We start from the raw sequence: 15,241 nt of genomic DNA on the forward strand, positions 1-15,241 counted from the left end.
AATCGTTTTTGCATGAAAAATGGCTAAATCTTGTGGCTCGAAGTCAAAAACTTGTCTGATAGAAGACTCACAGCCTCAAGTTTTTTCCTTGAAAAACGTGCGATTTTTCGTGATTTTCATTGCAAATACAAAAGGCAGGCACGCCCCAACAAAAAGCTCTTGAAATGGGGCATGATTTTATCTAAAAAATCCCCAATCCGAACCTTATAATTAATCAGTTTTTCGTTAAATTGTCAAGGAAAAATTATCCGTTTTTATGGGGTTATTTTTATGATAAAATCAGAAAGTTTAATGAATAACAAAACAAAAAACCACGCCAAAAGCATGGTTTTTAGGACTGTATATGATTTTAAAAACCATTAGCCGTTGGATCAAACGGTGGCGGTTCTTTTTTCACATACACTTCTTCGGGCTTATCTAAAATCGCACGGGTCACATGACCATCGGCAATCTCACGCAGGGCAAGCACGGTTGGCTTGTCGCCTTCGGGAGTCACCAATGGGTCGGCACGCCCTGTGGCAAGCTGACGTGCTCGTCTTGACGCCACCAAAATCAAATCAAAACGGTTATCCACCGTATCCAAACAATCTTCAATCGTCACTCGTGCCATAAATCACACTCTTTACATTGATAACAATTTATTATTATAACAGATTTTTACTATTTTAAAAGTGGAAAATTAAGGTTTGACACACCCTAACTCGCCAATAACTGACTGATTAATTTTTCATGGCGTGCCGTTTGCTTGTCGATGGCAAGGCGATAAGCAGTAATGATGGATTTTATCTCGGATAATGCCACATCAAAATCATCATTAATCACCACATAGTCAAAGTTCACATACTCTTGCATCTCACGCACCGCCCCTGCCAGTCTGGTCTCGATGACCTTTGTGGCATCTTGGTTGCGGTTCATCAGACGGCTACGTAGGGCATCACGACTTGGCGGTAGGATAAAAATCATCACCGCTTGGGGAATGAGTTTTTTGACTTGCAACGCCCCCTGCCAATCAACCTCCAAAATCACGTCCATACCCGCACTGAGCAAATCATTGACCGCCGTCTTACTGGTGCCATAATAATTGCCAAACACTTCGGCATGCTCCAAAAACTCACTCTCCCCCACCAAGCGGATGAACTCATCTCTATCAGTAAAATAATAATGCTCGCCATCAATCTCACCACGTCTGGGTTCACGGGTGGTGTGCGAGACACTGACCACGAGATTTTTGGTAGTGGCGAGTAGCTCCTTGACCAGTGAAGTCTTGCCTGTGCCTGAGGCGGCGGTGATGATAAAAAGCGTGCCTTGGGTGGGGTTTGTGTTTGTCATGATGATTTCGCCAAATGATGATGATTGACAAATTATAGCACAAATTGTCATATCCTAAAACGACAAATTATGGTAAAGTAAGCCATTTGATGTGAAGTTATTTGGAAATTTTTCATGCAAATTCTACTTGCCAATCCCCGTGGCTTTTGTGCTGGTGTTGACCGTGCCATCGCCATTGTCAATGAAGCCTTACGCCGTTTTAATCCGCCCATTTATGTCCGCCATGAAGTCGTCCACAACAAATTTGTGGTCGAAGATTTGGCTCGTCGTGGGGCGGTGTTTGTCGAAGAGCTGGACGAAGTGCCTGATGGGGCGATTGTGATTTTCTCGGCTCATGGTGTATCCAAAGCAGTCGAAGACGAAGCGACACGCCGTGATTTGACCGTATTTGATGCCACCTGCCCTTTGGTTACCAAGGTGCATATTGAAGTGGGTAAATTTGCCAAAGGCGGTATGGACGCCATTCTTATTGGGCATGCAGGACATCCTGAGGTGGAGGGGACGATGGGACGGTTTGACACGAGTTTTGGCGGTCGCATTCATCTGGTCGAAGATGTGGATGACGTGGCAAACTTAGACTTTGGGGCGGATAAAGAGCTTGCTTTTGTCACTCAAACCACCCTATCCATGGACGACACCGCCCAAGTGATAGACGCCCTAAAAGACAAATTCCCCCAAATCAACGCCCCAAGAAAAGACGACATTTGTTATGCCACCCAAAACCGTCAAGATGCGGTAAAATCTTTGGCAAAAGAATGTGAGATTGTGCTGGTGGTCGGTTCGCCCAATTCCTCCAACTCCAACCGCTTGCGTGAGCTTGCCGAACGACTGGGGGCAAAGGCGTACCTCATTGATAACGCTTCTCAGATGGATAAAGCGTGGTTTGATGGCGTGGACAAAGTCGGAGTTACCGCAGGTGCGTCCGCCCCCGAAGTGCTGATAAAAGAAGTGCTAGACACCTTGCAAGACTGGGGAGCGGATGCTCCGACCGAGCTGTCGGGCATTGAAGAGAATGTTACTTTTTCTCTACCCAAGAGTTTGCGATAATCATTCGGGCTTGTCATTAACCAGTCATAAACGAAACATCTGTTTACAATTTATCAAGCAAAATGGCGAAAAATGGTTGTCCCCACTTCTTAATTGGGCTACACTAAACCTGTAACCCACCATCAATTTTAATTAAGACAGGTACAGCCATGACCCGCCAAACCGCTCATCATCAAGCCACTCATTGCACTCGCCCTGCCATCATGACCGTCATTCATGGCAACAAGACACGCACCATCAGTAACGACATGATTGTCCAAACCCTATCCAAATTAACCACGTCCATCAAGCAAGCAACGCCCAGACGATGTGTGGCATAAGGGTTTTGTCATCTTATTCTTTTGGCAACAGTCTTTCAAACACCAACAATTCCTGCTCCAAAAACTCAATCAGCTGTTCAATGTGTGGCAAAGCACTTTGGCAAGCGGTAATGCCAAAATCTATCTTGTCTTGATAATTGGTTAGCGTGATGTTCAAAGCCTGCCCATCTAATAGCACCGACGCAGGGAAAATCCCCGTCAGTCTTGCCCCATTAAGGTACAATGGTGTATTATCCCCTGGTACATTTGAGATGATGAGATTAAAGGCTTGGCGGGTCGGCATCACGCCCGTGCTTAGGTTAGCAAATGCCATGCCATAAGTAAGCAGGCTATAATTAATGACTTGTGCCTGATTCATGCGAGAAAATCGCTGTTTGCCATCATCCACACTCGCCTTGATGGTCAATAGACGCTCGGCAGGGTCGGATTTGTGCGTGGCAAGGTTGGTGAGAATGAAAGAGAGCTGATTGCCCATGGCACTTTTATCACGGCGAAGCGATATCGGCACAAAGGCGATGAGTGGCTTGGCAGGCAGGGCATCTTGGGCAAGTAGATATTCACGCAACGCCCCTGCACAGATGGCAAGCAGGACATCATTGGTCGTCGCCCCAAAATGCTCGGCAATCTTTGCAAACCGCCCCTTTTTAAACGAGACAAACGACAGCTGACGTGAACTGCTGATTTTTTGATTTAAGATAGACTTGGGGGCATCAAAGGTACTGGTAAAATGCGGATTCTTTTCCCCAAAGTGATTTTTGACACTATTAACCAGCTCTCGCCCCACAGGATAGATGGTAGCAAGTTGTTCTTTGATGATTTTTAGAGGCGGTTTGTGAATGGGTAAGATGGCGTTGATTTGACTGCGGTATTTGGTGGATAACGACCAAAACGGGGCAGTCATCTTGTCTGTTTTGGACGCTGAGAGCGACATTTGAAGCAGTCGCATACCAGCAATGCCATCTGCCATGGCGTGATGAATCTTTAAAAACAGGGCAAAGCGAGCGTTACCACCATCGTAAGCAGGGGCAAGCCCATCGATGAGATGAAATTCCCACAACGGCTTGGCTCTGTCCAGCATCAGCCCATGCTCACGTGAGATATAGTTCGTCAGCTCTCGTGTACCACCGGGTTTGGGTAGGGCGACATGGCGGAAATGATGATTAACATCAAAATCCCCATCTGGCTCCCAAAACAGTCCCTTGCTTAGCACTTGATTAAAAGGAAAGCTCGGCTTGGTGCGTGTCACTTCAATGTCTGACACCAACTTTGCCAAAAAATCATTGCCCGCCCCGTCAGGCACCTCAAAAATACACAAACCTGAAACGTGCATCGGCTCCTTGCGAGTTTCAAGCATCAAAAATACATGGTCAATGGCATTTAAAGCACGCACGTGTTATCCTTAATTGATAAAATTATTTATAAATGGGTTAGAATGACAGTTTAATGACATGAGTAAAAGTATGATTAGTATAACAAATTTTTGTAAAAAATTTTATCAATCCATGACTATTTTTAAAAATTTTTTAGGACGTGTTGAATATTGGTATTTGCAATGAAAATCACGAAAAATCGCACGTTTTTCAAGGAAAAAACTTGAGGCTGTAAGTCTTCTATCAGACAAGTTTTTGACTTCGAGCCACAATCCGACCACTTAACTGGGTAAATTTTAAGAGTTTTAACTTAATTTATAAGAATGTTATCAATGGTAGGCACGCTCTAATAAAAAAGAGCGAAACATTCAGCTCGCTCTTTTTTATCAATAAACTTACTTGCTGTCAAGCTGTGGCACGGCATTACCACCCGACAGTCCCAAAAGCCCTGCATTACTATAAATACCGAGTTTGGCACGGGTATCAGCGATGTCAAGATTACGCATGGTCAGCTGTCCGATACGGTCGGTGGCGGTAAAGCTTGCGTCTTCTACCTTTTCCATAGACAGGCGTTCAGGCTCGTAGGTGAGATTGGGCGACTTGGTGTCTAGGATAGAGTAGTCGTTGCCACGGCGGAGTTCTAGCACCACTTCGCCGGTAATGGCTTTGGCAACCCAACGCTGTGCGGTCTCACGGAGCATTAGGGCTTGACTGTCAAACCAGCGACCTTGATAGAGTAGACGACCCAAACGCAGTCCGTTAATGCGATACTGTTCAATGGTGTCTTCGTTATGAATGCCCGTAACCAAACGTTCATAAGCGATGTGCAAGAGAGCCATACCAGGGGCTTCATAGATACCACGAGATTTGGCTTCGATGATACGATTCTCAATCTGGTCAGTCATGCCCAAGCCGTGTCGCCCGCCGATTTCGTTGGCTTTTAGCATAAGAGCCACAGGGTCATCAAATTTTTCGCCATTTAACGCCACAGGATTGCCTTCAAAAAATTCCACCGTAACGGTCTCAGGCTTAATCTCCACGCTTTCGTCCCAATAGCGTACACCCATGATAGGCTCAACGATTTTGTGGCTGGCGTTCAAAAATTCCAAATCTTTGGCTTCGTGCGTCGCCCCAAGCATATTTGAGTCGGTAGAATACGCTTTTTCTTTGCTCATTTTGTAGTCAAAACCGTTATCAATCAAGAACTGGCTCATCTCCGCTCGTCCGCCAAGCTCATCAATAAAGGTCTCGTCCAGCCAAGGCTTATAAATTCTAAGCTTAGGATTGGTGAGTAGTCCATAGCGATAAAACCGCTCAATGTCGTTGCCCTTGTAGGTGCTACCATCGCCCCAAATGTCCACGCCGTCATCGCTCATGGCGGTTACAAGCATGGTGCCCGTTACCGCACGTCCTAGCGGTGTGGTATTAAAATACGGCATACCACCTGTCGTGATATGAAACGCCCCGCACTGAATGGCACAAATGCCTTCACGGGCAAGCTGGGTACGGCAGTCAATCAGGCGAGCCTTTTCTGCTCCGTATTGCATGGCTTTGGCAGGGATTGAGTCGTAGTCAGACTCGTCGGGTTGCCCTAGATTGGCAGTATAAGCATAAGGCATTGCCCCTTTTTGTTTAATCCACAAAATGGCGGCAGACGTATCCAAACCGCCCGAAAATGCGATACCTACCTTTTCGCCCACAGGCAAAGATTCTAAAATGGTGCTACTCATACCAACTCCAATTTTCATAAAATAAAAGAATGCAATCCAAAAATTATAACACTTTTGGCAAATCTTAGGGTGAAAATTTTAAAAATTTGGCAAATTTTCACAAAAATAGGCGAAAAATTTTTAAAAATTTGCTAAACTAGTAAAATTTAAAATAGTGAACATTTTTAAAATTGATAACCCAGTCATCATAAAGCCATGACTGCCCCAACCCTATGATAACCCTAAAAATAGACACCGCCGCCCAAACCTTGACCGTATTTGATGATGATAAGCTCATCAAAACTCTGCCTGTCTCCACCGCCAAAAATGGTACGGGACAGCTTGAAAATACAGGGTGTACCCCGCTTGGCAAACATATCATCAATGACAAAATCGGGGGCGAATACCCCAAAAATGCCGTCTTTGTCGGGCGAGTGTTTACAGGCGAGATTTATGATGACAAGTTGGGGCAAGCCAATCCTGACAGGGACTGGATTTTGAGTCGGATTTTGTGGTTAAAAGGTGTGGAAAACGGCTATAATCTTGGCAAAACCCCAGACGGTGCAGTGTGCGATACCCACGCTCGATATATCTACATTCACGGCACGCCCGATACCGAGCCTGTGGGCGTGCCGATGTCGCATGGCTGTATCCGTATGAGAAATGATGACGTGGTGTGGCTATATGATGTGGTAGATGTGGGGACACAAGTTTTAATCATTTAACCTATTTATCAAAAATATTTTCATCTTTTAAAAAGGCAACTTATGAAATATTTATTACTAATTCCTATTACCCTATTAACTGCTTGTGTGAATATTCCCCACAAATCCGATAATGAAAAACCACAAATCATACAAACCGCCCAGTCGGATATTTTTATCATTTATTTTGACAAAAATAAAAAAGACAATTTATTAACACACATCAATCATCATCACGATGAGGTTGTTTATTTATATGACAACATAAATGCCGTGGCGGTAAAAATCACGGCAACTGATTTAGATAAACAAATACAATCTTATCAAGCGATTGATGGTGTTTTACAAATCACCAAAAATGAAATGGTGCAATTACATTAAATACAAAACATAAAAAGGGCAATTATGAATTTACAAAAAGTTGATTTAAACCTGATTGTTTATTTGGACGTGCTACTGCGTGAGAAAAACGTAACCCGTGCCGCCGAACAGCTTGGCATTACTCAGCCTGCGATGAGTAATATTTTGCGTAGGTTGCGTTCGCTGTTTAATGACCCCTTGCTCGTGCGGTCGTCTGAGGGCATGACCCCGACCGAGCGAGCCTGTGAGTTACAGCCACGTATTCGTGAGATACTCTCGGACGTGGGGACGCTGTTGGAGCCACGCACCGAGTTTCGTCCGTATAGCACGTCTCGGGTGTTTCGGATTATGACATCGGACTATGCCGAAGCCACGCTTGTGCCACGCCTTGTCAAAGCCCTTAGAAGCGAAGCCCCGAACGTGATTTTGGACTTTTTGACCCCATCCGATGTGTCGTATCGAGACATGGAGCAGGGGCGAGTGGATTTGGCGATTAACCGCTTTAATGAGATACCGCAGAGTTTTCATCAGGTGCTGGTGTGGCGTGATACGTTTAGCTGCCTGCTGTCGGCAGAGTCGCCCTACTTGCACCGTTTTAACCTAAAAAATTACTTAAAAGCTCAGCACGTCTGGGTATCCAAAACGGGCATGGGCGTAGGTTTTGGGGTTAATCCTGAAAAATCAGGCGGTCTGGGTTCCATCGACCAAGCCTTACAGCGACTGGGACAAAAACGCCAAATCAGCGTGTTTACCCGTCATTATCAAATGCCTGCCATGCTCACCGCCAACAAAGATTTGATTGCCACGCTACCCACTCGTGTGGCAAACCTACAAGCCCAAAATAATCCACAAATCGTGGTCAAAGAACCGCCATTTTTCATTCCAGAATTTGAACTTAAAATGGCGTGGTCGCCCCTACTACAACACCACCCTGCTCATAAATGGCTAAGACAGCTTATCATTCATGTGGCACGGCAAATCATGACAGAAGAAGACGCCAAACTGCGTCAATAAAACAACCTTTGAAGCTGTTGTATTATTTTAGAATTTTAGAAATTAGGGTACGCCGCCTTTGATACCTCCTTGAAAACGGGCAATTTTTCTCATTTTATGGTAAATATGAAAGCAGGTATACCCTAGTGTATAAAATAAAGACATAAAAAAATCCCTAAGTCAGGGGAGACTTAGGGGATAAACTGGAAAAACCAGTTAAAAATGGCGCAGCGGACGGGACTCGAACCCGCGACCCCCGGCGTGACAGGCCGGTATTCTAACCAACTGAACTACCGCTGCTAAGGTCGCTAATCTTTTTTACTATAAAAGATTTAAAATGGTGGGCGGTAACGGATTCGAACCGCTGACCCTCTGCTTGTAAGGCAGACGCTCTACCAACTGAGCTAACCGCCCGAACTTAACTTACTTAACTGTTTTAATAAACAATTTAAACCATGTTTATTTGTTATGTATGTCGTTCGTTGTGGTGCGTATTATATAGATTTTTTGGTGGGTGTCAAATGGTTTTTTGAGAAATTTTACATAAAATTTATAAACTATTGAAATTTATAAAATTATTTTTTAAAAACTATTTTATAAAATTCTCCCACCCGTTTTTACCAAACGCCCCGAACATACTGCTCCACTTCATGCAGTCGCTCCATCGTGCCGACATCAACCCATTTATCACTCAGTATCTCGCCACTGACACGCCCCCCTGCCATCGCCGAACGTAGCAGTGGTGCCAGTGGTGCTATCTCGCCCACGCCCACGCCTGCCACCATCTGTGGCGACATCACACTAATGCCAGCAAAGGTGTGGTTGTTGCCGTCATCGCTTTTTAGTCCGACCACACCCGACCCCCCTGCCGACATCTGTGCCAAAGCAAAATCGCCCGTGGAGTTATGCTCAGGATTGGCAGTCAGCATCAGATGTGCCAGATGATTGCCAAGGCTGTGATGAGCCAGTCCGTCAAACGCAAACTCACTCCATACATCGCCATTAATGAGCAAAAACGGCTCATCTCTTAGCTTCCCATGAGCCAGCGCATAGCGAATACCCCCTGCCGTCTCCAAAGGCTCGGGCAGGACGCTCTCATCGGATATGTGGATATTCACGCCAAAATCACGACCTTTAAAAAAGTCAATAATCACACCGCCCAAATAGCCGACATTTAGGGTAATGTCGGTAATGCCTGCCTGTTTTAGACGTTCAATGTGCCACACTATCAAGGGCTTTTGTGCCACCATCACAAGGGGCTTGGGCGTGGTCAGGGTCAAAGGACGCATTCTGGTGCCTTTACCTGCTGATAAAATCATGGCTTGGGTTATCATGGTTTGCCTTTTATAAATAAGTTTTTATAAATGATTGTGTTTTTAAAATAAATAAATCATATCAATTGTAAAATTAAACACATCAAACATCAAAATAAAAATAGGACAATTTATCATATCATCATCCTATTTTCATTTATTTATGCCGATATAAATACCTGATTATAAGCAGGTAGGATTTTTTGCTGAATGAATTCATTAAAAGCGGTATAAACATCATCGCCCTGCTCACTTAACCATTTTAGCTCATGGCACAAATCATTCATGACCTTAGGGATGTTTTGCAAATAACGCTCTTTGCCATCTCGCTGATACAGACGAATAAAAATCCCCAAGACTTTTAGATGTCGCTGTACGCCCATGATATTGACATTTTTGGTAAAGTCATGCAATGTCATGTTCGGGTTTTTTAATTCATAAAAGACCCCAATCTGCTCATTCACCCACGTCTCATCCACATCAATGTATGCATCTCGCACCAAACTCACCAAGTCATAAGTATCTGCCCCAATCACCGCATCTTGAAAATCAATCACGCCCAGCTCATCAGACGCTTTATCTTGCATGAGATTGCGACTGTGATAATCGCGATGAACAATAACTTTGGGCTGACTTTGGACATCAGTAATGACTTGTTTTTTTAGTCGCTCCCATAATAGCTCATCATCAGCGGTAAATACTGCATTAATATATGGCAAGAACCACTGGCTAAATAAATCCATCTCATCATTTAATTTCTCATCGCTATATGCCGGCAAATCAACATCAATGTCCAAATCCTGTAATTTGATTAATGTCTCATAGGCTTTTTGATAATAGCGAGACATATTTAATTTATCGTCTTTGATTAAATGGGCAAATTCGGTCGTGCCAAAGTCTTGTAATAATAAAAAGCCCTTGGCAATGTCTTGGGCAATGATGTCAGGCACATTCACCGCTTCACTCATGATACCTGCCACCGACACAAATTCGGTCACGCTCTCTTTGTCAGGTGGAGCATCCATCAAAAGATACGTCATTTCATCTTTATCGTGTTCGCTTGCCACCTTAAAATGAATGCGATGATAACGGCGAAAACTGGCGTCTCCTGCCAAGCTCTCTACCGTAAAACCAGCGGTTAGGTGATTGTTTAAAAAATTCATCATCTCATCATGGCGAGTCATGGTATGCCCTTATGGTTAAAATCGTTAATTTAAATAACTTAGTTAAACGATTTGGTTAAATGGTTAAGTAAGTGCCATAGTTTAGCGGATTTTTGAGCGTTACACCAGTCATTTTCGGTGTATTATTTTTTACTGGCAAATTTTTAAGACATGACAAAAACTAGGGCGTGCCTGCCTTTGGTATTTGCCATGAAAAACACCTATTTAAAAAACAGGGGGATCGCCCGTTTTTCAAGGAAAAGTCCGCAGTTGATATTGAAATATCAACAAGGATTTTGACTTCGAGCCACAAGATTTAGCCAATTTTCATATGAAAATGGATTGAAATCCCTAAATTTTCATCATATTTTTAAAAAATGTTATCAAGGGTAGGTACGCCCTATTAATTTTCAATCAAAAATAGGGTAAAATAACCAACTTTAACCACATTTAAAAATCACCCTAAGTCAATTCAGGTAACATCATGACACGTGGACAGGCAACGCAGAACAAACAGGACAGACAAAAACAGGATTTTTTTGGTAAAAAGCACGAATTGACCATCTGTGTCGGCATGGCGTTGTTTGGCGTATTGCCCACCCTAAGTCACGCCCAAAGTTTTGTGACATCTGATGACATCACACGCCCAAGTTCCAACAGCACGATGAGCCATACGCCCACGCCTGCCACCGTTCAAGCGGTCGCAGGGGCAAAAGTAGAAACTAAGACCGATGATAGTTTGGGATTTATTACCAACAATGACACCCAAACCGCCAATTCTGTCCCCACCATCACTCAGCCCAAACCTGCTCATCTGTCCCATCATGCCATCACTTCGCAAAGCCCCCAATACCGTACGCAGGACAACCCACAGCTTGATGATAATCCATATCTTAATGATAAACTGACAGGTAGTAACAAACAAGGTAACACATCAAATCGTAGCTCAAACCCCACATCATTTGTCACATCGGACATTCATGATAGCCAAGGCGGTCAGGGCAAGCAAAACACCACGTTTATCAGCAGTGAGAACATCAGCCAAGACCATCATGCTAATACACAAAAAAGCCAAAGTCTTGCCAAACTTGCCCAATATTATCACGCCAAGCCAAGCACAGGCGGACACGTGGCACGCTGTGAAGGGGTGTGGGTACAGCCCAAGCGAGAGAGCCTAAGCCAAACTCTGGGCTATCGGGGTCATGGTGATGATAACGAGACTTTCTACGCCCAAGCTGACTACGGCTACTATGATAATAAAGACTACGCCGAGCTTGCTGGTAATGTCATCATTGAACAAAACGGTCAGCAAATCGTCGCTGACAAGCTCATCTATCAGCCCAGCACAGGGCAAATGCGTGCCACAGGGCAAGTGCTGTTTAGTGATGACAGACCACCCAGCACTGGCGGTAGCAAAGTAAGCGGTGCAGGGATTATCGGGGTTGCCGATAACTTATACTACGCCGATGACGGCAGGACCGCCACCGCTCATGATGTCGCTTTTGCCAGTACCACCATGAACGCCCACGGACATGCCCACACCCTAAACAAAGTCGGCGATAACCAATACCACATGCAGGACGTCATGTTCTCCACCTGCCCGCCAACCGAACGCAAATGGCATTTGGACGCCAGTAGCATTGACATTGATAACGACACAGGGCGTGGCGTGGCAAAAAACAGCACACTAAGAATCGGTAACGTGCCTGTCTTTTATTTGCCGTATTTTAACTTTCCCATTGATGACAGACGTGCCAGTGGCTTTTTGTTGCCAACGGCAGGGTTTGGCTCGGACAGTTTTGAGATTAGCACGCCCTACTATTTAAACCTTGCCCCTAACTATGACGCCACCATCACGCCCACGGTGTTTAGTAACAAAAATCCCATACTCACGGGCGAATTTCGCTACCTGACACAGCATGTCGGGGCAGGCGTGTTGCGTGGCTCTTATTTGCCCAATGACCGCAAATATAATGGCGAAGACCGCAAAAGCCTGTTTTATGACCACTACTGGCAGTCCAAACGCCACCCCCATCTGTCCGCCTACGCTCATTATCGCTATGTCTCGGACAGCAGTTATCTTAATGACTTTGACACGCTCGGCATCGAAGGTAATCCACTTAACCTACCACGCAACATCGGAGCCAGCTACTATAATGACTACATCAGTGCCGACTTGCGAGCTGAGACATTTCAGACATTGCATGGCACAAATAACGACGGCACGACCATCTTAGACAAAGACAAGCCCTACTCACGCCTGCCCCAGTTGTCGGTTCATTATCGCTTGCCAAAACTTGTCAATGAATTTGACGTGCTCAACCGCCTAAAAGTAGAAGGGATTCACAACTCTGCTTATTTTAAAAAATCCATCAAAGACAACTCCGAGACGGAAAAATCAGGCTTTCGCATGTACAACCAGCTCTTGGCAAGTTATCCGATGACTCGCTCATGGGGCTATGCCACGCCATCGCTTGCCTTGACACATCTGTATGCGTCTTATGATGAAGACAGTCTTATCGGACAGAATCTTACCGAAGACGAAGGTACTTATTCGGTGTTCGCCCCTAGGATTGGACTAGATACAGGGCTATTTTTTGAAAAGGCAGGTTCACCCTTTGGGCTGTATGACGACAGCTTGGGCGGTCATCAAGTCATCATGCCACGCCTAAAATACACCTACACCCCCTACAAAGACCAAAGCAACATCCCCAACTTTGAAACTGCCATCGGGCAGATTAGCTACGACCGTCTGCTGTCTGATTCGTGGTTCTTGGGCTATGACCGTATTCAGGATTTACACGCCATCACCCCCGCCCTGCATTATCGCTATGTGGATGGGTCGGGTCTGACACGCTTTGATGGGGGCATTGCCGAGCAGATTTATTTAGATGACATTCGTGTGGGCTTAGATGACAGCCAAACCTTTACAGGCAGCACATCAGGGATGGCGTGGCGAGCTTCTGCTCAGCCGACAAATAACTTTTGGGTGGAAGCTGGCGGAGCATTCACCCCCAACTATGACCTAAGTGCCATCGTCGCTCAGCTACGCTATCAACCCAGTGATAATCAGCTGTACAACTTTGGTGTCATCGAACGCAAAGACAACCCCGCCACAGGTCAGCTTGCCCTATCGGCTTATACCGCATCTGCCGTCTTTCCCATCAACAACCGCTGGCGTGTCATGACCCAAGCCCAATACGACTACAAAAACGACCGCTTGCTCGATGCCTTGGTTGGGGTCAATTATGAAGATTGCTGTTATGGACTGTCGGTCTACGCTCGTCGTTATCGCAACGACCTAAATCCCGAAGCAGGAGCGGATAACGCCATCATGGCAGAGATTCGCCTAAATGGCATCACCAGTGGCGGTAAGCTAAACCGTCTGATGTCGGATAAAGTCTTGGGTTATGACACTGTCAATCGAGCATGGCAGCAGGATTATTGATTGATTTAAATCATAGCATTTGACGAGATGATGATGAAATGCTAAACTGATTTGGTTTATTTATTAACAATTTTATAGGAACAACAATGAAACACCCCCTCATCCAATCGCTACTTGCAATCAGTCTAAGCCTAGGCATGGCAACGACCGCCACCGCCAATACCCCTAGCGTAACAAGCAGTGCCGATGGTATTTTGGCACAGGTTAATGACGAGATTATCCTAAAAAGCGAGTTCATCACCGCCAGTCAAGCCATGGCTCGTGAATATCGTGACAGAGGCATTGCCTTATCTAACGCCGAAATCCAAAATCTTACCATGGATGCACTCATCACACGCAAATTACAGCTTGGACTGGTGAATCGTGCAGGGTTTAGCCCCAATGAAAATGCGGTCAATCGTGAACTGCTCGCCATCGCTAGCAAAGAAGGCTTTGACAATCTAGCAGATTTTCAACGTTCGCTTGATGACAAACAGGCAGGCAGTTATGCCGAACTTCGCCGTCAAATCATCGAAGATGCCAGCCTAGTGGCACTATGGCAAGCCCAAGTCCGCCCACGCATTAACATCAGTGAGCAGGAAGTCAATGCTTTTTTAAACTCGCCTGAAGGACAAAAAATCCCTGTCGAACAAGTGCTTATCCCTGAATGGCAGACCAGTCATATTTTGGTCAAAGTCGATGATACTCAAAGTGATGCCATGGCACAACAAAAAATCAACGCCCTATACAGCGAACTACAAAAAGGAGCGGACTTTGGGGCGATGGCAGCCACTTATTCTGATGACACAGGCTCTGCCACCCAAAACGGTCGCTTGGGCTGGGTTACTGACGGGCAGATGGTGGCAGAGTTCGAAGCCATGATGAAAAATACCGTCGCTGGTGATTTTTCCACTCCATTTCGCACGCAGTTTGGCTGGCACATCCTAAAAGTGGAAAACACCCGCCAACGAGACATGAGTAATGAAGCACGCAAAGACAAAGCTCGTGAGATACTATTTAGTCGTCAAGCCCCCCAAGCCGAAGAAGACTGGGTGGATGAACTAAAAGCTGGGGCTTATATCAAGATTTTTGAATGAGTTTTACTAATAACAAAAGACGGCTTAATGGTCGTCTTTTTTTATCATCCACTTTTAGCATTCTGCTTTTCCAAACAACTCGATTCCCACCAAAAACCACCCATCAATCACATAAACAACACCGTTTATCAATAATCTATCATAAAATTAGGGCATATCCACCTTTGGTATTGCCATGAAAATAAGGAAAATCGCACAGTTGATATTGAAATATGTTGTTTGGTATAGTTAATTGACAATACCAAATAACAATCATGATAATGTCTTTACTTCACAACTTAACCCAAATAAAGACTTTCGCTTAGAAGTTGAATCATCTGCAAAAAATAACCACTCATCAAACCGTCGAAAATTTGAACGATTTGACTAATTTTTTGTGTTATAAATTGCATGGCTTGGTCATAAATTC

At 44.9% G+C, this 15,241-nt stretch carries 13 protein-coding genes and 2 tRNA genes; 7 read left to right on the forward strand and 8 right to left on the reverse strand.

What is annotated here, in order from left to right:
- Positions 1-349 precede the first annotated feature (349 nt).
- Together rpoZ and gmk are read right to left on the reverse strand one after the other, a co-directional pair.
- Positions 350-610 carry a DNA-directed RNA polymerase subunit omega gene (rpoZ, locus tag DX073_RS03390; protein WP_051225765.1) on the reverse strand — a complete coding sequence of 87 codons (261 nt, stop codon included), beginning with the start codon at positions 608-610 and terminating at the stop codon, positions 350-352.
- Between the two features lie 86 nt (positions 611-696).
- Positions 697-1,329: a guanylate kinase gene (gene gmk / locus DX073_RS03395; protein WP_115005569.1), complete on the reverse strand. Its 633-nt coding sequence runs from the start codon at positions 1,327-1,329 to the stop codon at positions 697-699.
- Positions 1,330-1,443: 114 nt separating this feature from the next.
- On the opposite strand from gmk, the gene ispH reads away from it, so the two are divergent.
- Both ispH and DX073_RS14250 read left to right on the forward strand, forming a co-directional pair.
- Positions 1,444-2,376 (forward strand): 4-hydroxy-3-methylbut-2-enyl diphosphate reductase, encoded by a 933-nt coding sequence (gene ispH / locus DX073_RS03400; protein ID WP_115005571.1) that lies wholly within the window; start codon positions 1,444-1,446, stop codon positions 2,374-2,376.
- 149 nt (positions 2,377-2,525) lie between these two features.
- Positions 2,526-2,696 carry a hypothetical protein gene (locus DX073_RS14250; RefSeq protein WP_181814361.1) on the forward strand — a complete coding sequence of 57 codons (171 nt, stop codon included), beginning with the start codon at positions 2,526-2,528 and terminating at the stop codon, positions 2,694-2,696.
- A gap of 13 nt (positions 2,697-2,709) precedes the next feature.
- Here the strand turns inward: DX073_RS14250 and DX073_RS03405 are convergent, their stop codons facing one another.
- Together DX073_RS03405 and argG are read right to left on the reverse strand one after the other, a co-directional pair.
- Positions 2,710-4,086 carry a WS/DGAT/MGAT family O-acyltransferase gene (locus DX073_RS03405; RefSeq protein ID WP_115005573.1) on the reverse strand — a complete coding sequence of 459 codons (1,377 nt, stop codon included), beginning with the start codon at positions 4,084-4,086 and terminating at the stop codon, positions 2,710-2,712.
- A gap of 375 nt (positions 4,087-4,461) precedes the next feature.
- Complete coding sequence (gene argG / locus DX073_RS03410) at positions 4,462-5,796, reverse strand: argininosuccinate synthase (RefSeq protein ID WP_115005575.1); 1,335 nt, start codon at positions 5,794-5,796, stop codon at positions 4,462-4,464.
- A gap of 212 nt (positions 5,797-6,008) precedes the next feature.
- Here argG and DX073_RS03415 point away from each other — a divergent pair, with 212 nt between their 5' ends.
- From DX073_RS03415 to DX073_RS03425, 3 genes are read left to right on the forward strand one after another with little or no spacing between them, the layout of a single operon-like run.
- Positions 6,009-6,500: a L,D-transpeptidase gene (locus DX073_RS03415; protein ID WP_115005577.1), complete on the forward strand. Its 492-nt coding sequence runs from the start codon at positions 6,009-6,011 to the stop codon at positions 6,498-6,500.
- A gap of 42 nt (positions 6,501-6,542) precedes the next feature.
- On the forward strand, positions 6,543-6,860 hold the full coding sequence (locus DX073_RS03420) for a hypothetical protein (RefSeq protein ID WP_115005579.1): 318 nt from the start codon (positions 6,543-6,545) through the stop codon (positions 6,858-6,860).
- Between the two features lie 24 nt (positions 6,861-6,884).
- On the forward strand, positions 6,885-7,853 hold the full coding sequence (locus DX073_RS03425) for a LysR family transcriptional regulator (RefSeq protein ID WP_115005581.1): 969 nt from the start codon (positions 6,885-6,887) through the stop codon (positions 7,851-7,853).
- A gap of 202 nt (positions 7,854-8,055) precedes the next feature.
- On the opposite strand, the gene DX073_RS03430 is transcribed toward DX073_RS03425, so the two are convergent.
- From DX073_RS03430 to DX073_RS03445, 4 genes are all read right to left on the reverse strand, one after another.
- Positions 8,056-8,132, reverse strand: a tRNA-Asp gene (locus DX073_RS03430).
- Positions 8,133-8,170: 38 nt separating this feature from the next.
- Positions 8,171-8,246: transfer RNA gene (locus tag DX073_RS03435), tRNA-Val, on the reverse strand.
- A 203-nt stretch (positions 8,247-8,449) separates the two neighbouring features.
- Positions 8,450-9,166 (reverse strand): nucleotidyltransferase family protein, encoded by a 717-nt coding sequence (locus DX073_RS03440; protein ID WP_115005583.1) that lies wholly within the window; start codon positions 9,164-9,166, stop codon positions 8,450-8,452.
- A gap of 140 nt (positions 9,167-9,306) precedes the next feature.
- Entirely contained in the window at positions 9,307-10,329 is a 1,023-nt protein-coding gene (locus DX073_RS03445; protein ID WP_115005586.1) for an aminoglycoside phosphotransferase family protein, read from the reverse strand.
- A gap of 463 nt (positions 10,330-10,792) precedes the next feature.
- Here DX073_RS03445 and DX073_RS03450 point away from each other — a divergent pair, with 463 nt between their 5' ends.
- Together DX073_RS03450 and DX073_RS03455 are read left to right on the forward strand one after the other, a co-directional pair.
- Positions 10,793-13,756 carry an LPS-assembly protein LptD gene (locus DX073_RS03450; RefSeq protein ID WP_258556860.1) on the forward strand — a complete coding sequence of 988 codons (2,964 nt, stop codon included), beginning with the start codon at positions 10,793-10,795 and terminating at the stop codon, positions 13,754-13,756.
- Positions 13,757-13,842: 86 nt separating this feature from the next.
- Positions 13,843-14,832 (forward strand): peptidylprolyl isomerase, encoded by a 990-nt coding sequence (locus DX073_RS03455; protein WP_115005588.1) that lies wholly within the window; start codon positions 13,843-13,845, stop codon positions 14,830-14,832.
- Positions 14,833-15,241: the final 409 nt, after the last annotated feature.

Source organism: Moraxella lacunata, from assembly GCF_900453205.1.
GTDB classification, from domain to species: Bacteria; Pseudomonadota; Gammaproteobacteria; order Pseudomonadales; family Moraxellaceae; genus Moraxella; species Moraxella lacunata_B.